This window comes from Duncaniella muricolitica (assembly GCF_910574735.1).
In the GTDB taxonomy this organism is placed as follows: domain Bacteria; phylum Bacteroidota; class Bacteroidia; order Bacteroidales; family Muribaculaceae; genus Duncaniella; species Duncaniella muricolitica.
Genome location: NZ_CAJTCF010000046.1, coordinates 12941 through 31574 on the forward strand (window position 1 = coordinate 12941; position 18634 = coordinate 31574).

Consider the following 18634-nt stretch of genomic DNA (forward strand, 5'->3'; position numbering starts at 1 on the left):
ATCTTATTTTTCTTTTTCAGATTGAGGTGTCGTGGTGTCGTCACCGGTGGGTTCGGGAACGGGCTGAGGCTTGGTGTCTTCGACAAACTGCAAGGCTGAGTTGAATGCCATGATGTTGTCGTCGGGCAGGGGACGCACTTTGGCAAACTTTACGAAGTCGGCAGTCTCGAGCACGCGATCCATATTGCGTTTCGACAGACGTGTTTCCTCGTTGGCCTGAAGAGTATGGCGTATCTGGGTGGATGTCATCTCCATGGCATTGATGCCGAAGCGTCCGTTGAGATACTGACGCAGAATGTCGGTGAGACGTGTGTAGAACTCTTTCTCTCGTCCCTGCTCGCACAATTTGTCGGCGCGGAGTGACTCGAGGGCTGTAATGGCTCGTTCGTAAGGTGGTATTACAATCACCTTCTCGGCGACGGCTCCCTTGCGTGAGGTGAGGCGGCGCAGGGTGAAATAACCGAGCAGAAGCACTATGATGACGGCAAGAATCCACAATCCGTAATCGGCAAGAAAGTCGGGCAGATAGTCGACGAGTCTGCGGTCGACATCGGCCACATCGGCATAGTCGTGAATGGTGGTGAGTGAGTCGACGGGCGTCGGGATTACCTTGAGCACGAGCTTGTTGGACGCTATTGTCTCGTTGCCCTGCACATAGCGTATCGGGCTGAGTATATAGGTGCCGGAGTCAAATGACTGTAAAGTGAGATCCTGACGTATCTCGACACGACCGTTGCGTATGTCGGATGTGTCTGCTTCAAGAGCGCGCAGTATCTCGACCTTGTCGGCAATGGTGTCGGCCGGGATAAGCAACGCACCCTCGGCATCGGCCGGCTTGATCAGCTCGATATGCAGAGGGGTGGTTTTGCCCATGAGCAGATAGGCCGAGTCAAGCGAGACTTTGAGTGAGGTCTGCGAGGCGGCCGGCATAGAGGCTGCAAGGGCGAGCGTGAGGGCTGCGAATAGGATGCGTAAGTGTCGGGTCATATAAGTTGAACGTTTATCTGACGCCACGGTTTTTGAACAATGCCATAAGAGCTTTGGCGAAATCCTCGTCGGTGGCAATCGAGGCCAGGTCGACACGGCTCTTGCTGAGAGCTTCGGTCATAGCCTGCTGACGCTCATACCACCATTTGCTGTAGGCCTGGCGGGTAGAGCGCGACGAGGTGTCAATCCATCCCGTACTGCCGGTCTCGAGGTCTGTGACACGCATCAGTCCGATGTCGTGGAGCGATGTGTCACGTTTGTCATAGACCTGGATGGCTATGATGTCATGCTTGTTGGATGCCACCTGAAGCTGGCGCGAGTAGTCATGACGGTCGATGAAGTCGGATATGAGGAATGTCGTGCAGCGTTTTTTGAGCGCGTCGGTCATATAACGGAGGGCAACACCGATATCTGTCCCAGGGTTTTCGGGCGTGAAGTCAATGAGCTCGCGTATGATGAGCAGGATGTGTTTCTTACCTTTCTTTGGGGGGATGAATTTCTCGATCTTGTCGGAGAAGAATATCACGCCTATCTTATCGTTGTTGGTAATGGCCGAGTAGGCTATGGTGGCGGCAATCTCAGCTATCATCTCGCGTTTGTCCTCGCCGACGGCTCCGAAGAGACGGCTTCGCGACATATCGACGAGCAGCATCACTGTAAGCTCACGCTCCTCCTCATAGACCTTGACATAGGGGCGGTTGTGACGAGCGGTGACGTTCCAGTCGATGTCGCGCACATCGTCGCCATACTGGTACTCCCTGACTTCGGCAAAGGTCATGCCTCGGCCTTTAAAGGCTGTATGATACTCTCCGGCAAAGATGTTCTGGGAGAGACCGCGAGTCTTTATGTCGATTTTACGTACTTTTTTCAGGAGTTCGTTGGCTTCCATGAGTTATAGCGGTGGTGTAAGAGTCTTGGAGGTGGTGGAGGCGAGGAGAGAGGGCTGTTGTCATCAGGGCACCTCGACCTTGTCGAGTATCTCCGAAATAATCTGGTCGGTGGTGATGTTATTGGCTTCGGCCTCGTAGGTGAGTCCGATGCGGTGGCGGAGTACGTCGTGACACACTGCACGCACATCTTCGGGAATTACATAACCGCGCTGACGCAGGAAGGCGTATGCGCGGGAGGCGCGGGCCATGCCTATCGATGCGCGGGGCGATGCTCCGAAGCTGATCATGCCGGCGAGGTCTTTCAGACCGAAGTCACCCGGATTACGTGTGGCAAACACAATGTCAACGATATAACGCTCGATCTTTTCATCAAGGTATATCTTTTCGACAATCCTCTGCACTTCGAGTATTTCGGAGGGGTGGAGCAGGGGCTGTACTTTCTTGCGCTCACCGCTGATGTTCTGACGGATAATTATCTTCTCTTCCTCCTTAGTGGGATAGCCGATTATGACTTTGAGAAGGAAACGGTCAACTTGTGCCTCGGGCAGAGGATATGTGCCTTCCTGCTCGATAGGGTTTTGGGTCGCCATTACAAGAAACGGCTCCTGAAGGGGAAATGTGTCGTCACCGATGGTAACTTGACGTTCCTGCATGGCCTCGAGTAGCGCGCTCTGCACCTTGGCAGGGGCACGGTTAATCTCGTCGGCGAGTACGAAGTTGGCAAAGATGGGGCCTTTCTTAATCTGGAATTGCTCCTTCTGGATGCTGTATATCATTGTACCCGTGACGTCGGCGGGAAGAAGGTCGGGAGTGAACTGGATACGGCTGTATTTGGCATCGATTACCTGTGCGAGCGTCTTGATGGCAAGGGTCTTTGCAAGGCCCGGCACGCCTTCAAGAAGTATGTGTCCGTTGGAAAGCAGCGCGATGAGCAGCGAGTCGACGAGGTGTTTCTGGCCGACAATGGTCTGGTCCATTCCTTGTGTGACCAAGCTGATGAAATTGCTCTTGCCTGCCACGAGGTCATTAAGCTCTCTGATATTAACCGTTTCGCTCATAGTGTGGTGAGAATAGGTATGGTGTTTGTTATTATTTGAGTCCTTATTTTGATTACAAAGTTATATATTATAACAAATAATATGTGAAAATGGTGTGTTAATTTTAGCTATTTTTTCTTTACTTACGTGTAATGTATAGCATAAAATAACGGTGTACCTGACCTCTGAGCCGGCACACCGTCGATGTTTTCTACGCTGATGTCATGTCATTTGGGATACTTCGTGAGTATCTTTCCGGCCTTTTCGTTGGCAGCTTTGATACTTGCCTGGCTGGATGGATTTATACCGTATTTTTCTGCCGGTGGAATCACGAGCACGAGGCCGGGGCCGACGCGGTTGGGGTTAGCTATCTTAGCTTTGTTTTCCTCATAGATATATACCCAGAAGCATTTATTGCCATAGTGTTTCTTGGCCATGTCGTTGAGCAGATAGCCGGGGCGCACGGTGTCTTTGACCATAGGCTCGGCCTGTGATGGAGCGGAGGCCTGTGTCTCGGCGGGCTTAAGGGTGTCGACTGCGGTGGCTACCGGAGCTGTAGACGCTTTAATTGAATCGTCAGCAAGCGGAGTGGCCACACTGTCGAGCTGAATCTCCTGGACGAGCTCGGCTTCCTCTATATTGTTGCGCTGCGTCTGAGGCATGGTCGGGAATATGTAATCAATGGCGAAGTACACGCCACATGCTCCAAGGGCGAGGCCTACGAGCATGCCTATTACAAATCCCCAGCCAAATCCGGCTCCTGATTTCTGCTCAGGCTCACGGTAATACTCTTCGGGCTCTTCGTCGGGGAACGCAGGAGTGGCCTTGGGGGTGACAACGGGTGCGACGGGGGCAATAGGTTTTGCTGTCGGTTTCACCTGAGTTGGCTGTGTTGTCGGTTTTACGGGCACAGCAGGTGAGGCTGCATCAGTTTTCGGCTCGGGTTGTACCGATGGGGTGGGCTTGGTAGCCTGAGGTGTTGTAACGACCGGCTCGACAGTCGGCTCGGATGTCGAATGTATGGTTTTTGCCGGTTCATCGGCATGTTCCTGTTCGGAAACTGGTTCAGCAACTGTTTTAGTCGCAACTTCCTCAGCGGGTGTCGATTCGGCAATATACTCTGTCTCGGTTGTTGATGGCTGCTCTGTGAGCAATTGAGAGGCTTCTGCGACAGCTAATTGTTCTTCTTCCGCAATCGGTTCGGCAGAAGCGGGCGTGGCGACTTGCGAGTCTTGTTCTTCTTGTGGTGCCGAGACCTCCAGGGTAGCAAGTTCTTCGCCTTCGGGCTTTTCGCTGTCGGACTCTTCGGTTGCGTCAAGCTGACTGAATGCATCATCAGAGAGAGAGTCACTAACCTCCTCAGGCTCAAACATGGCAAAGGGAGCATTGATGGTGTCGGCTATCTCGCTGTCGGGGATGAACGAGACCGGTATTTCAGCATCGCCAGTTGGAGCGAAAGTGCCGATACCCTTGATTTTCACAGTTTCTCCCTCGGTTAATGACCGTGTGAGTTGGTCGAAGAAGCTTTTGATGAAGTTTTCGGCCTCGGCCGGAGTGATATTGCAGTGTCCGGCCAGCATAGCCGCCAGTTCGTGATAAGGTATCTTACGGTTCATCGCGTCATTTTTTTACGAAGTACGACACTGGGCTGAAAAATCATTCTGATACTCGGGGGTACGAGGGTGCGACGGCCCGATTCGGCATCGGTGACAATGCTTTCGTCGGTCTTGATGGTGGCGAATGTGCCGAATCCGGGAATGGCTATCGAGTCGAGTTCCGACCCTGTCTCAACCAGAAGTTTGCCGAACGCATCGATGAGAGTGGCGGTCTCGTCAACGGAACGATTGAGCGTCTTGGCCAGATGGGAATTGAAGGTCTTGCTGTCCAAAGCAAATAGTAATTAGCGATTAGAAATTAGCGGTTATGCGGGTGAGGAGCGGTTGTCGCGCTGTCGTGATGAGAAGATCTTGAATATTGCAGGCGAGGCGTAATGACACGCCTCACCTAACAAAATACGTTTATGTGACCCTTTTGGTTCAGTCTGCTTAGAGGGTGTTTCATAACAAATGTTAAGCTAACGTGGGTGTATTTTCATTTAAATTGTTCATAATCAGAGGGAGCATAGCTGTAGCTATGTGACCGATGATTAGGGACAAGTTAAATGAAAAGACGCCCATGAGTGGTAAAGCTTTAATATTTGTTATGAAACACCCTCTTAGTAATTACGGGCGAAAATCACGCGCTGTGCCGAGGGCTTGCCTGTGACCATACATACACCAGGAGTCTTGTCGCCATCGAGGGGGATACAGCGTATGGTAGCCTTGGTCTCCTCCTTGATTTTTTCCTCTGTCTCGGGAGTACCGTCCCAATGAGCGAGGATGAAGCCGCCTTTTTCGATTTCGGTCTTAAATTCGTCGTAGGTCTCTACAGTGCGTGTCATTGATTCACGGTGGGCGAGAGCCTTCTTGAAGATGTTTTCCTGAATCTCTTCAAGGAGATCTTTGCAATACTGTGCGATGCCTTCGATGGGAGCGACGTGCTTTTCGAGAGTGTCACGGCGCATAACCTCGATAGTGCCGTTCTCGATGTCGCGTGTGCCGATGGCCAGACGTACGGGCACACCCTTGAGCTCGTAGTCGGCAAATTTGAATCCGGGACGCTTGTTGTCGGCGTCGTCAAACTTGACGCTTACGCCGAGAGCGCGGAGCTCGTTGACGATAGGAGCGACAGCGTCGGCAATGAGCGAACGCTGGTCGTCGTTTTTATAGATGGGGACGATCACCACCTGAATGGGCGCGAGATGGGGAGGAAGCACAAGACCGTTGTCATCGGAGTGAGTCATGATAAGCGCGCCCATCAGGCGGGTCGACACGCCCCATGAGTTGGCCCATACGTATTCGGGCTTGTTTTCCTTATTGACGAATGTTACGTCGAAGGCCTTGGCGAAATTCTGGCCGAGGTTATGCGATGTACCCGACTGTAGAGCTTTGCCGTCCTGCATCATGGCCTCGATGGTGTAAGTGTTGAGTGCACCGGCAAATCGCTCGTTGGCACTCTTTACGCCCTTGATTACAGGCATGGCCATGTATTTTTCTGCAAAGTCGGCGTAGAGATTGATCATCTGCACTGTGCGGGCCTCCGATTCTTCGGCCGTAGCGTGGGCACAGTGGCCTTCTTGCCAAAGGAACTCAGCGGTGCGGAGGAACATGCGTGTACGCATTTCCCAACGCATCACGTTGGCCCACTGGTTGCACAGCACGGGCAGGTCGCGGTAAGAGTGTATCCAATTTTTATATGTGCCCCAGATGATGGTTTCGGAAGTGGGGCGTATGATCAGCTCCTCCTCAAGACGGGCATCGGGGTCGACAACCACGCCGGTGCCGTTGGGGTCGTTTTTCAGACGATAGTGGGTTACTACGGCACATTCTTTGGCAAAGCCTTCGACGTGCTCAGCCTCACGACAAAGGAAAGACTTGGGTATGAGCAGCGGGAAGTAGGCATTCTGCACGCCGGTCTGCTTGAACATTTCGTCAAGAGTGCGCTGCATCTTTTCCCAGATGGCGTAACCATAGGGCTTTATTACCATACATCCTCTTACAGCCGACTGTTCTGCGAGGTCAGCCTTAACCACGAGATCGTTATACCATTGTGAGTAGTTTTCACTACGTTTTGTGAGGTCTTTGAGTTCTTTAGCCATTGCTTATGATAGTAGTTTTTTGTTATTGCAGATTTCGGTCAGTTAAACTTTTAACTTTAACCATTAAGATTCTTATTTAATGAGTCCCTTATGGGCATTTGTTATCATCTTCGGGCCGGGGATCAGATATATCTCCACGCGGCGGTTGGCGGCGCGCCCGTTGCGTGAGTCGTTTGGCTCTACGGGGTCGGTGTCGCCCATCTCATAGGGGATGACTATGAGGTCTTCGCTCACCTGTGTGAGCAGCCAGTCATATATCGAGTTGTTGCGCTCGTGTGACAGGTATGAGTTATATTTGGCCGAGCCGGTGTTGTCGGTATGCACAGCATAGACTACCTTGTACATCTCAGGGTCGCGGAGCAACGCTATGACAGGGCCGAATTTGGCAGGGGCCGAGGGAGAGAGTAGTGTGTCATTGGGGAGAAAGAGGTCATCGGTAGGGATGGTTACGAGCACGACCTCGTCGTCGCGCATCATGTCGACGATATATCCCTTTTTCGCTAATGAATGGCCGACGTTTTTCATATATCGGCTTATAGCGGCATGTTCGCCCGAAGCTACTTCAGGCGTCAGGATATTTTGCTCAAGGTCCATGTCCATATAGACAGTCTCGTCATAACCCTTGTAGGGGTCGGTGTATTTGTCCTTGGCCTGCAAAGTGGAGGCGGGCAAGAGTACTGACGCGAGCAGGAACGATAGCAGAAAGCGTTTCATACGGTCGGTTGAATTGATGTGTATTAGTCGGCCAGCGGGTCGAGCGACTGTTCGTAACGCAGTTCGGCGGCCACAAGCGGCTCCACCTCGTCGGGGCGTATCGGCGAGAGTTTGTCTTTGGCCAGCATCTTCCTGACATATGCGTTGAGGGCGTCGGTATTGACATCTTCGTCGTCTGCTTCTGCATCAATGTTGAGCAGGCCGCTTTCCTCATACCAGTCCCATATGATGTCAATGACGTTGAGCAATTCGTCGTCGCTGCAACGTTGGGATGCTTCGGGCGACAAGGCCTGACGCATGGCCTTGACGGCCTCTTTTTCGTCAAATTCTTTCATGAGTCGGATGATTGTCGGGTGTTGAGATCAATAATCCCCGAGGGGAGAGTGGTGTGGAGCGTCCGGGTGTCGGTGTCCACTTCGTCAATATACTCGTCGGCCACCGGGATATACACCTCCTCGCCATCTGGAGTGGTGACGATGAGCAGCAAGTTGGCCGTGGCATCGTTGTAGTCGGTGATTTCGCCAACGGTGCCGGCAATGGAGTCGGCGAGTGTAAAGCCGATAAGGTCAGACAGATAAAACCCTCCCTCGCCATCGGCGTCATCGGGCTCCGGGATGTCGCTGTCAAGCAGGTAGAAGGGACGGCCTGTTAGGGTGCGTGCCTTCTGTTCGGAGTCGATGCCGTCGATGGTGATGAGGACGGTTTCGGATGTCTTTGGTCGCACGGACACTATGAAGAAGGGCACGAATATCCCTTCGACATCCAGGACGATACACTTGACATCTGAAAGGTCAATGTCAAAGTCGAGGGTGGCCGAGATTTCACCCTTTATGCCGTGAGGTTTGTTGAACACTCCGGCTTCGGTAATGTCAGTGCGCAATATCATCAGCGTTTCTTCTTTTTCTTGCCTGTAGGGGGCGGTGCGATTATCTTGAACTCGTGGAGACGGGTGGTCTCGGGATCGATGCGGAGCATGCCGTGGGAATATTCGGCCAGATCCTTGAAGATTTTCGCATCGTCCACACTGTCCTTGTTTACTGCGAGAAGCAGCTTCTTCATGTGGTTGGCTACAAGATTGACCAACTCGTCACGTTCGGGGCCTTCGGGCATCTCTATAGCTTTGGCTATTATGAGCTCCACATCCTTGCCATAGTGGCGGTAACGGATGTGGCGGCGCGGGTAGGGCACCTTCTCGGGGCGGGAGGAATACTTGTCGGGTGCGGACACCTCGACGGGATAGTCGATGTCAAGTTTGAAGCCGCTCATGTAGGCCAGGTGGTCCCAGAGTATCTGTTTCCAGTCCTCCTGTTCTTTCACCTTGGGCTGTATGCGTGCCATCGCGCTGATGATTGAGTAGGCGCAACGGGTGCGCTCCTCTCTGTCGGGGATGGTGATACAGTGGTCTACCATACGCTGTATGGCTCTGCCGTATTCAGGCAGGATGAGACGCGGACGATGTGTGTTGTAAGTTAACATTCAGTGGGGTTGGAGGGGGAATGATTACATGTTCATGCCACCGTCGACCTCGATTACCTGGCCCGACACGTAGCTTGACATGTCGGAGGCAAGGAATGTGGCGACATTGGCGATGTCCTCGACCTGACCGGCACGACGGAGGGGAATTTTCTGAGCCCACTCCTTGCGCACCTCGTCGGAGAGGGCTGCGGTCATGGCTGTCTCTATAAAGCCGGGGGCGATGGCGTTGGCGCGGATGCCGCGTGAGCCTACCTCCTGTGCGATGCTCTTGGCAAGAGCGATGAGACCTGCCTTGGACGCTGCGTAGTTGGCCTGGCCGGCATTGCCGTGTACGCCTACTACCGATGCCATGTTGATGATGGAGCCGCTGCGCTGACGCATCATTACGGGGATGATGGCGTGGATGAAGTTGAACGCGCTCTTAAGGTTGACGGCGATCACAGCATCCCACTGGGCCTCGCTCATCTTGAGCATGAGACCGTCCTTGGTTATGCCGGCGTTGTTGACGAGCACGTCGATGTGGCCGAAGTCTTCCTTAACCTTGGCAACAACTTCTTCGGTTTGGGCAAAGTCGGCAGCGTTGGATGCATATCCTTTGGCTTTCACTCCGAGGGCTTCGATTTCCTTGACAGTGGCGGCCATGTTTTCGTCGTCAAACAGGTCGGTGAAAGCTATATCTGCGCCTTCAGAGGCGAATTTGAGGGCAATACCTTTGCCGATGCCGCGTGAGGCACCGGTGATGAGAGCAACTTTTCCTTCAAGTAGTTTCATTTCAAGAATAGTTTTTTTAATATGGTTATTTTAGAATTGATTTTATGGCTGTTTTTCGGTGTGTTTCAACACGATGGTATTGGTGAGAAATCTTACAGTCTCCTCGCGCAGTGTCGATGGGTCGACACCAAGGCCGTCATAGTTGTCACACAGGTGGCAGTAGTCCACTCCCTGAAAAAACATCTGGTGGATGGCCGGGATGAGTGCGCCCTGCTCGGGGTCAAACACGCCACGCGCTATGCCGTTTTCAATCATGGAGTGAAAAAGTCCGCGTTCCTTCTCCACGGCCAGCAGGCGTATCCTCTCGAGTCGCTTGTGGTCGAGGGTTATGTAGGATATAAGTTGGCTTGTGGTCGAGGCTTTGATGGTCTCGTCGACCACGTCGAAGCGTGCGCGGATGTAGGCCTGAAGCATTTCGACCGGTTCGAGATCGGAGCATACGATGTCGCGAAACCGTTTGACTATCGCGTCGGCCTCACGTTCGATAACGGCGTCATATATCTCCTTTTTATTTTTAAAATAGGTATATATAGTGCGCCGCCCTTTGTCGGAGGCCGTGGCTATATCATTCATGGTGGTACGCTCCACGCCGTTTGAGGCGAAGAGCTGACGGGCCACATCAAGAAGCCGTTCGCGGGTTTTAGAGGCAATCGCAGTCATCTGAGACGGGTATTTCAAGGTGCAAAGGTAGTAAAAAATCCCGTGCCGTTATATGCCTATGCCCTGATTTTTGAGAAATTCCTTTAATACGGCCGAGAATTGCTCGTTGGCCGTGCGCGGATAGCGGATGTCGGCATAGACTTGTGCGAGGTTGTCTTTGTTGTTGTCAATGACAAACTTACGGTATGATTCCATGCTCTCTTTTTCGGCATACATGGCGCGTATTTCATCGGCCGAGGGGTTGTGGTATGTGCCTGTGTGGAGAATGGCGTCGACATCGAGGCGTTCGGGTAGTTCGGGCTGTTCGGCCGGATAGCCGAGGGTAACGGTGAGCAATGGCACTACACCTTGCGGGAGCCGGAGCAGGTCGGCAATCATGGGTGCGTTATAGGTGGTGGTGCCGAGATAGCAAGTCCCGAGTCCGGCCAACTCAGCGAGAGTGACAAACTGCTGGGCAAATATGGCTGTGTCCATTACGGCCCAGGTATAGCCCTGGAGGTTGTTGAGGCCCGGCTGTGCTCCCGACAGTTCACACCATGTGTGGTATCTTCTGAGGTCGAGGCAAAAAGTCAGCACAGCCTTGGCTCCCGTGATTGCAGACTGGGAGAAATGGGCGGGAGCCAGCGCGCTAATTTCGTCGGGGACAGTGGTGAGTATCGCGCTGTAAAGCTGCATGTTGCCGGTGTTGGGGGCGTGGGCGGCCTTGGCGATGAGCGAGCGGATGAGTGACGGGTCAATCTCACGGGTGGGGTCATAGGCCCTGACCGTGCGCCGTGTGGCGAAATAGGTGTCGATGTCGTGTGTGGTCATAATCTGATGATATGTATTTTGTGTGCGGCCTGGCATGAGGCCGCGCAATTACTCTGCAAGTTACGACAAAATATTCAAATGTTAATAAATTGAGCGCGGAATTTTTGGTACATCACGGAAATTTCGTCATCTTTGCACTCGCCAAATTTTGACTCTGCGAGTTTCTGATCACTATTGCATATTATGGAACACAAGACATATACTTACGATGAGGCATATGAGGCCTCGGTGAAATATTTTGACGGCGACGAACTTGCCGCTCGCGTATGGGTGAGCAAGTATGCCCTTAAGGATTCGGCCGGCAATATCTATGAACTGACTCCCGAACATATGCACCGCCGCATAGCCTCGGAGATAGTGCGTATCGAGAATAAATATCCCAATCCCATGTCGGAGGCCGAGGTTATGGAACTGCTCGACCATTTCCGCTACGTGGTGCCTCAGGGTAGCCCCATGGCAGGTATAGGCAATGATTACCAGGTCGGCTCGCTGAGCAACTGCTTTGTGATAGGCCTTGACGGTCATCCCGACTCCTATGGCGGCATAGCCAAGATAGACGAGGAGCAGGTGCAGCTCATGAAGCGTCGCGGAGGCGTGGGACACGACCTTAGTGACCTGCGTCCCAAAGGTACACCAGTAAAAAATTCGGCTCTTACCTCGACAGGTCTTGTTCCCTTTATGGAGCGATATTCCAACTCCACACGTGAGGTGGCGCAGGATGGCCGCCGTGGCGCACTGATGCTCACGGTGTCAATCAAGCATCCCGACTCGGAGCGTTTTATTGATGCAAAACTCGAACAAGGCAAGATTACAGGCGCGAATGTCTCTGTCAAGATTGACGATGAGTTCATGCGCTGCGTAGAGAGTGGTGAGGTGTATCGCCGCCAGTTTCCTGTGTGGAGTGACAAGCCCGAGGTGAGCATTGACACCGATGCCCGTGCACTTTGGGGAAAGATTGTGTATAATGCATGGAAATCGGCCGAGCCGGGCGTGCTGTTCTGGGACACAATCACTCGTGAATCGGTGCCCGACTGCTATGCCGACCTCGGTTTTCAGACCGTTTCTACCAATCCTTGTGGCGAGATACCCCTCTGTCCATATGATAGTTGCCGCCTTGTGGCTATCAATCTCTATGCTTATGTAAAAAATCCGTTCACACCCGAGGCCGAGTTTGACTATGAATTGTTTGCCTCGCATGTGGGCAAGGCCCAGCGTATGATGGACGACATCATTGATCTGGAGATGGAGAAGATTGATACCATCATCGCCAAGATAGAGAATGACCCTGAGACTTCAGAAGTAAAGGAGACCGAACTGAATCTCTGGAAAAAGATAAAGGCCAAGACTCTCAAAGGCCGCCGCACCGGACTCGGCACTACCGCCGAGGGAGATATGATAGCAGCCCTCGGTCTGCGTTACGGAACAGCCGAGGCTACTGAAATGTCGGTCGACGTGCATCGCGCGCTTGCCGTAGCTGCCTTCACCTCATCGGTGCAGATGGCCAAGGAACGCGGAGCGTTTGAGGTGTATGATCCCGAGCGAGAGCGCAACAATCCTTATATCTCACGTCTGCGTGAAGCCGCTCCGTCTCTGATAGAGGATATGGAGAAGCACGGTCGCCGCAACATCGCGTGTCTGACCATAGCCCCGACAGGCACCACTTCGCTCATGACCCGCACCTCGTCGGGTATAGAGCCTGTGTTTATGCCGGTATACAAACGTCGCCGCAAAATCAATGCCAACGACGTGGAGGCCCGCGTGGATTATGTCGACGAGTCAGGTGATAAGTTTGAGGAGTATGTCGTGTATCATCCCAAGTTTGTCGACTGGATGAAAGTCAACGGCATAGAGGTCCGCGATGACTATTCTCAAGCTGAAATAGAGGCTCTTGTGGCACGCTCGCCTTATTATAAAGCTACGGCCAACGATATCGACTGGCTTGAGAAGGTGAGAATGCAGGGAGCGGTGCAGAAGTGGGTCGACCATTCAATCTCTGTGACCATCAATCTCCCGGCAGATGTGGATGTCGAACTTGTAAACCGGCTCTATCTCGAAGCTTGGAAAGTAGGGTGCAAAGGCTGTACAATCTATCGCGACGGATGCCGCTCAGGCGTGCTCATAGCTGCCGAGAACGACAAAAAGAAAAAAGACGCCCGTAAAGCCGAGGCCGACGGCATGGAGCCGAAGTGTCATGATGCCGGACATCCGCTCATGCTCAAGCGTCCTGTCGAACTTGAAGCCGATGTGGTGAGATTTCAGAACAATAAGGAAAAATGGATTGCTTTTGTCGGACTCGTCGACGGACATCCCTATGAGATATTTACCGGTCTGGCTGACGACGAGGATGGAATTTTCTGTCCTAAATCGGTCAACAAAGGTAAGATTATTAAGGCTATAGATGAAAATGGAGCGAAGCGTTACGACTTCCAGTTTATCAATAAGCGTGGCCTCAAGACCACTATCGAAGGATTGTCGGATAAATTTAATCCCGAATACTGGAACTATGCCAAACTCATCTCCGGAGTGTTGCGTTACGGCATGCCTATCGATCAGGTGCTCAAGCTCGTCAACGGTCTTGAACTCGACTCACAGAGCATCAACACCTGGAAGATGGGAGTGGAGCGCGCACTGAAACGCTACCTCCCTTCCGGCACACCTGCCAACGGACAGAAATGTCCCCATTGTGGACAGGAGACTCTTGTGTATCAGGAAGGATGCCTGATATGCACCTCTTGCGGCAATTCGCGCTGCGGATAATGAGCCGTCCCGGGTGTGGATATTCTTGAGGTCGTATGTAACCTAATTTTAAACGATATAATAATGAAAATCAAGCTGATGTTTCCCGCTCTGCTTTTGGCGTTATTTGGCAGTCGTGCAGCGGGCTTAGCAGCGAGGCCAAGAAGATTGCCGGCTGCTATGTGATACCCGAAGTGTCGCAGCAACAGCCCGTCATGGAGCTTAACAGTGATGCGACATGCGTCATCAGAGCCATCAAGCCGGGAGTGCTCACCTATGCGGTGGAAGGCTCTTGGAATGTCGAGAACGACTCTCTTGTGATGGTGCTCGACCCCTCGACGCTTAAAGTGGAGGAAGGGGATGCATCGCTTGTCGGGAATATTCCCGTGCGTACCGCACGCAAGGTGGCCGGATATACCGATCTGAGCCTTGAACTTAAAAACGGTGACGTGATTTATTATTATAAAAAGGTGCAGTTATGAAAGGAATGTGGTGTGTATGTGCGGCAATGACTGCTTTGGCTCTGACATCATGTGGCGGTTCGGATGTGAGCGAACGCATATCGTCGGCCGAGATGGCTTGTGCCATTGAGGACGCTGATGTCTCACGGCGCATATGCGACGAGATAATGGACGACAACGGTCGTGACAACAGCCTTACCGCTATGCAGTTGGGACGTATGTCGATACTCTACATGCAGCTTTATGACCGCACTGACGATGCCGATGCTCTCGATATGGCCACACAATGTTATCGCTCGGCCTTTGAGACCGATGCCGACTCTGCCACATATTTTTACACTCATCTGCCTGTCGAACAAGACAAATATGGCATGTCGCTGACCACACTCGTCCAGTCGATTGACAATCCGGCCGATGTGTCCGATACTCATGACTCTCCTGCGGGCGATGAGGATTACCGTACTGACTCAATTTGATAACTATGGATTGGAAAGATCTTCTGGCAAGCAAAGTTGATGACGGCACTCTTCAGCGTGAGGAATATGTGCCTGAGGATAACACTCCTGCACGCACACCCGATACTCTGCGTGTGACTATCGACCGTAAAGGTCGCAAAGGTAAGACCGCGACTATCATCGAGGGCTTCACATGTCCTGAGGATGAACTGCTTGAAGTGGCCGCGCGGCTCAAAACCAGGCTCGGCACAGGTGGTTCTGCCCGCGGGGGTGAGATATTGATTCAGGGCGATGTGGCCGCCAAGGTCAAGGCTCTGCTCACCGAAATGGGCTACAAGGTGAAATGATAAACATCTACAAGGCATCGGCCGGCTCGGGCAAGACCTTTACGCTGGCACGTGAATATATCAAACTGATACTCGGTCACAAGGACGAGGAGGGTCGCTATGTGCTCAATCGTCCCGGCTCGCGCTCGGGGCATAAGGCTGTGTTGGCCATGACGTTTACCAACAAAGCCACCGAGGAGATGAAGTCGCGTATCATTCATGAGCTTGCTGTGCTTGCCGGATGTGAGAAGGACTGGGATGAGCCGAGTCCGTATGAAAAAGACCTGTGTGCCACCTTTGGCTGCGACGCTGAGCGGCTCGCTGTCGCGGCCAAAGATGCGTTGCTCGGACTGTTGTACGACTTCAGCCGTTTCAGCATCTCGACTATCGACTCGTTTTTCCAGACGGTGCTCCGCTCGTTTGCCCATGAGGCAGAGGTGTCGAGCAACTATGCCCTCGAACTTGATGACGAGGAGGTGATAACCATGAGTGTCGACCGTCTGCTGCAGTCGCTCAATCATGGACGCCCTACAAAGCAATCTTACGAAATAGAGACGTGGATCACAGGCTACATGAAAAGTCTTATTGAAGACGGTAGCCAGTTTACGCTATTTAACCGTAACGGCAACGTTCAGTCAGATCTCATAAAGTTTATTGCCAAGATACATAACGACACCTTTAAGGACAACGAAAAGCGTGTCATGGACTATCTTAACGACGACTCTAAATTTCACAGTTTTTGTGACACTGTGTTTACACGGATGCGTCGGATCAAGGCCGAGACAGCGGCCATATGCGCAAGGAGTAAGGAAACTATCGAAGCGTCTAAAAAAACCAAACTGTTCAACAAGAACGTCATCAATATACTCGAAGACTGGAGCAATAAAGGATGGAAAAAATATACCAACTCCGTTTTGCCCAAAACCATTGGCAATGTGCTTGATGACCCGCAGCAGATGTGGACGGCTGATACCCGTAAAAAGGAACTGACCGACTCTGTGATCGAGGCGGCGGTGTCAGAAGCCATGAGAAGCATCGTCAATTGTCACAACTCAGTGACAATTCTCAATGTCATAAAAGAAAACCTCTACCAACTGGGGCTGCTAAGTTCGATTATGGAACTTGTCGACCATTTCAGACGCGAGAATGTCACACTATTGTTGAGCGATACCAATTCGCTGCTCGCCAAGATTATCGGTGATGAGGATTCTCCGTTTCTATATGAAAAACTTGGTGTGAGATTTCAACATTATCTCATAGATGAGTTTCAGGATACGTCTTTGAGCCAGTGGGCCAATATGCGTCCGCTCCTGCGCGAAAGTCTCGCCTATGATTATGACAATCTCGTCATCGGTGATGAGAAGCAGTGTATCTACCGTTTCAGAAACAGTGACCCGTCGCTGCTTCATAATCTGCATGCCGAGCCGTGGGCCGAAGGGCGCACAATCGTGAGAGGTGACAGTGTGAGCGAGAATACTAACTGGCGGTCATCTGCCGACGTGGTGCGTTTCAACAATTCGCTATTTACCTCAATCGCCCGCCAGTGGGGATTTGAAGATGTCTACTCCAATGTAGAGCAACAGGTGTCGTCAAAGCACGTCGACCATCGAGGATACGTGTTGTTATCTTGTTTCGATGCCTCGAAAGATCCGGAAGAGGAGGCTTTGGGGCAGATGGCGCGCGAGATGCGTCGTCAGCTCGAATCGGGATATGCTCCCGGCGACATAGCCATACTCGTGCGTCAGGTCCGTGATGGAGAAAAGGTGATACGCTATCTTGAAGAATTGAGAAAGGCTGACCCGACTTATCCGAAGTTTGACATTATATCCGACAAATCGCTTCTCATATCACACTCTGATGCCGTAACCAATGTGATAAGCCGTCTGCGCATGCTTTCGAGCGTGGATGTCACCACCGACCCTCGTCGCAAAAGCACACGTGAGGTGGCAAGGATAATCAACGATTATGAGACGGCATTTACTTCAGGAATGTCGCCCGATAAAGCTCTGCAACAGGCCATTGATATGATGAGCAAGCGTGCTGCGGAGGAAGACGGGCAAAACACCAACCTTGAGGATGCATCGCTCCATGGTGTAGATCTCATATCGCTTGTTGAGTCAGTAATAAATACCCATGTTGATCAGCGTCTGCGTGAGAGTGACAGCGTGTATATCGCCGCGTTCATGGATCTTCTTACCAAATTTGTATCGCAGGGCAAAGCCGACATCCGGTCGTTTCTGCAATGGTGGGACGATACAGGCAGCAATATGTCGATAGCAGGCGGATCAGACTCACGCGCACTCAATATTCTTACGGTACACAAGTCAAAGGGCCTGGAGTTTCATTGTGTCCACATACCGTTTGGCGAGTTTACCACCTCCGGACGAGGCGATACGGCATGGTTTGAGTTGCCGGCCATCGAAGGCATCCCCGAAGATATAATACCTCCGATGATGCCGCTCACAATAAGCAAAGCACTGTCGTCGACTCCGCTTGCCGAGCAATATGAGGAGATAAAACGTGAACGGGTGCTTGATCAGACCAATCTGCTCTATGTGGCCTTTACGCGTGCGGTCGACGAGTTGATAGTAGGTGTAAAGCTCTCCAAGTCGGTACGAACCGAGGCACTTGCCCCCGGAGAGATACCCTCTGTGGCCCGTACCATATATGAAGGAGTCAAAGGAGCCGGAGCCTCCCCGCAAATGCCTCTCTCCTTTGATGCCGACTTGCGTCTGACCGTCGGGGAGCCAACCGTAAAAAAGGCTGAAAAGAAGGCCAAGGGCACGGCAATGCGACCGTCTACTTCGGTAAGGATGCCGGCCTATGAGGCAACATCGACCGATTCGGTTTGGGAGAATACCAATGTGGATACCGATCGGCTCAACCGCATACAGGTGGCTCGTGAACGAGGTCTTATACTGCATGCGCTGATGTCGAGGATACGCCATAGCAATGACATTGACAGGGCATTCACACTGCTCAAAGCCTCGCCGGACTCACGCACGCTTACCGAGAACGACTATGTGGCCCTTCGCGAAGTAGTCGAGACGAGAGTCAATGACCCTAAGGCTACAGAATGGTTTGACGGTTATAAGAAGGCTTACCTTGAGCGTGAGATTCTTACAGCCGACGGTCGGCTGCTACGCGTTGACCGGGTGGTGTGGACTGCTGCCGGCGAGCTCCATGTCATAGACTATAAGACAGGTTCGCAGGATCCGCGACGCTATACAAAGCAGATAAAGGACTACATGCAGTTTTTCAGGTCAATAGGCTATCCTCAGGTGCAGGGTTATCTATATTATCTCGATACAGGTGAAATAATAGAAGTTTCATAACACACAAAAAAAATGACATGAGCTGCGACCAAAATCGCAGCTCATTTACAACCTCTGCGGTATTCTCATTCGAGCCAATGTGGCTACCGGAGAGGCTACCGTAGATTTTCCCGCCGGTCTCTATATCGTGGGCGGTAAGAAAGTGTATGTTAGATAAACATTCGGAGGAAACACATTGATGTCCCATTAAAATCGGAAAGAGTACTTTGAAATTGTTGAAATTTAGTTTGTTGGAAAAGATTTTGGTGCGAACGGACTTGATTAGTATATTACGGTTCT

Annotated in this window: 18 protein-coding genes; 5 read left to right on the forward strand and 13 right to left on the reverse strand. The window is 52.0% G+C overall.

The annotated features are described in order from the left end of the window. Positions 1-3: 3 nt before the first annotated feature. The 13 genes from QGT73_RS10765 to QGT73_RS10825 form a co-directional block, all read right to left on the reverse strand. A complete protein-coding gene (locus QGT73_RS10765) occupies positions 4-987 on the reverse strand; it encodes a cell wall anchor protein (protein WP_280122451.1) in 984 nt (327 codons plus the stop codon). Between the two features lie 13 nt (positions 988-1000). Then, complete coding sequence (locus tag QGT73_RS10770; RefSeq protein ID WP_280122452.1) at positions 1001-1876, reverse strand: DUF58 domain-containing protein; 876 nt, start codon at positions 1874-1876, stop codon at positions 1001-1003. 63 nt (positions 1877-1939) lie between these two features. Then, a complete protein-coding gene (locus QGT73_RS10775; RefSeq protein WP_280122453.1) occupies positions 1940-2935 on the reverse strand; it encodes an AAA family ATPase in 996 nt (331 codons plus the stop codon). Positions 2936-3141: 206 nt separating this feature from the next. Further along, positions 3142-4530 (reverse strand): HU family DNA-binding protein, encoded by a 1389-nt coding sequence (locus tag QGT73_RS10780; protein WP_280122454.1) that lies wholly within the window; start codon positions 4528-4530, stop codon positions 3142-3144. Next, positions 4527-4802, reverse strand: coding sequence for an HU family DNA-binding protein (locus QGT73_RS10785; RefSeq protein ID WP_280122455.1), 276 nt, complete (start codon positions 4800-4802; stop codon positions 4527-4529). The genes QGT73_RS10780 and QGT73_RS10785 overlap by 4 nt, the downstream gene beginning before the upstream one ends. A 327-nt stretch (positions 4803-5129) precedes the next feature. Beyond that, a complete protein-coding gene (gene proS / locus QGT73_RS10790) occupies positions 5130-6611 on the reverse strand; it encodes a proline--tRNA ligase (RefSeq protein WP_280122456.1) in 1482 nt (493 codons plus the stop codon). A gap of 72 nt (positions 6612-6683) precedes the next feature. After that, on the reverse strand, positions 6684-7325 hold the full coding sequence (locus QGT73_RS10795; protein ID WP_280122457.1) for an OmpA family protein: 642 nt from the start codon (positions 7323-7325) through the stop codon (positions 6684-6686). 23 nt (positions 7326-7348) lie between these two features. Next, positions 7349-7660, reverse strand: a complete 312-nt coding sequence (locus QGT73_RS10800) for a hypothetical protein (protein WP_280122458.1) — start codon at positions 7658-7660, stop codon at positions 7349-7351. Further along, on the reverse strand, positions 7657-8211 hold the full coding sequence (gene rimM, locus QGT73_RS10805; RefSeq protein WP_280122459.1) for a ribosome maturation factor RimM: 555 nt from the start codon (positions 8209-8211) through the stop codon (positions 7657-7659). Before rimM ends, QGT73_RS10800 begins: the two co-directional genes overlap by 4 nt. Then, entirely contained in the window at positions 8211-8801 is a 591-nt protein-coding gene (locus tag QGT73_RS10810) for a DUF4290 domain-containing protein (protein ID WP_280122460.1), read from the reverse strand. Before QGT73_RS10810 ends, rimM begins: the two co-directional genes overlap by 1 nt. 24 nt (positions 8802-8825) lie before the next feature. Then, on the reverse strand, positions 8826-9572 hold the full coding sequence (gene fabG / locus QGT73_RS10815) for a 3-oxoacyl-[acyl-carrier-protein] reductase (protein ID WP_280122461.1): 747 nt from the start codon (positions 9570-9572) through the stop codon (positions 8826-8828). A gap of 42 nt (positions 9573-9614) precedes the next feature. Next, positions 9615-10232 (reverse strand): TetR/AcrR family transcriptional regulator, encoded by a 618-nt coding sequence (locus tag QGT73_RS10820; RefSeq protein WP_123616895.1) that lies wholly within the window; start codon positions 10230-10232, stop codon positions 9615-9617. Positions 10233-10280: 48 nt separating this feature from the next. Continuing rightward, positions 10281-11042 carry a nitroreductase family protein gene (locus QGT73_RS10825; protein ID WP_280122462.1) on the reverse strand — a complete coding sequence of 254 codons (762 nt, stop codon included), beginning with the start codon at positions 11040-11042 and terminating at the stop codon, positions 10281-10283. Positions 11043-11225: 183 nt separating this feature from the next. On the opposite strand from QGT73_RS10825, the gene QGT73_RS10830 reads away from it, so the two are divergent. The 5 genes from QGT73_RS10830 to QGT73_RS10850 all read left to right on the forward strand — a co-directional run bounded on the left by QGT73_RS10830 (position 11226) and on the right by QGT73_RS10850 (position 18355). Beyond that, on the forward strand, positions 11226-13799 hold the full coding sequence (locus QGT73_RS10830; RefSeq protein WP_280122463.1) for an adenosylcobalamin-dependent ribonucleoside-diphosphate reductase: 2574 nt from the start codon (positions 11226-11228) through the stop codon (positions 13797-13799). A 161-nt stretch (positions 13800-13960) separates the two neighbouring features. Beyond that, positions 13961-14260, forward strand: coding sequence for a hypothetical protein (locus QGT73_RS10835; protein ID WP_280122464.1), 300 nt, complete (start codon positions 13961-13963; stop codon positions 14258-14260). Beyond that, positions 14257-14715 carry a hypothetical protein gene (locus QGT73_RS10840; protein ID WP_280122465.1) on the forward strand — a complete coding sequence of 153 codons (459 nt, stop codon included), beginning with the start codon at positions 14257-14259 and terminating at the stop codon, positions 14713-14715. Before QGT73_RS10835 ends, QGT73_RS10840 begins: the two co-directional genes overlap by 4 nt. A 5-nt stretch (positions 14716-14720) precedes the next feature. After that, the gene (locus QGT73_RS10845) at positions 14721-15041 is read left to right on the forward strand and encodes a translation initiation factor (RefSeq protein WP_280122466.1); all 321 of its coding nucleotides are present in this window, start codon (positions 14721-14723) and stop codon (positions 15039-15041) included. Continuing rightward, complete coding sequence (locus QGT73_RS10850) at positions 15038-18355, forward strand: UvrD-helicase domain-containing protein (protein WP_280122467.1); 3318 nt, start codon at positions 15038-15040, stop codon at positions 18353-18355. The genes QGT73_RS10845 and QGT73_RS10850 overlap by 4 nt, the downstream gene beginning before the upstream one ends. Positions 18356-18634 lie beyond the last annotated feature (279 nt).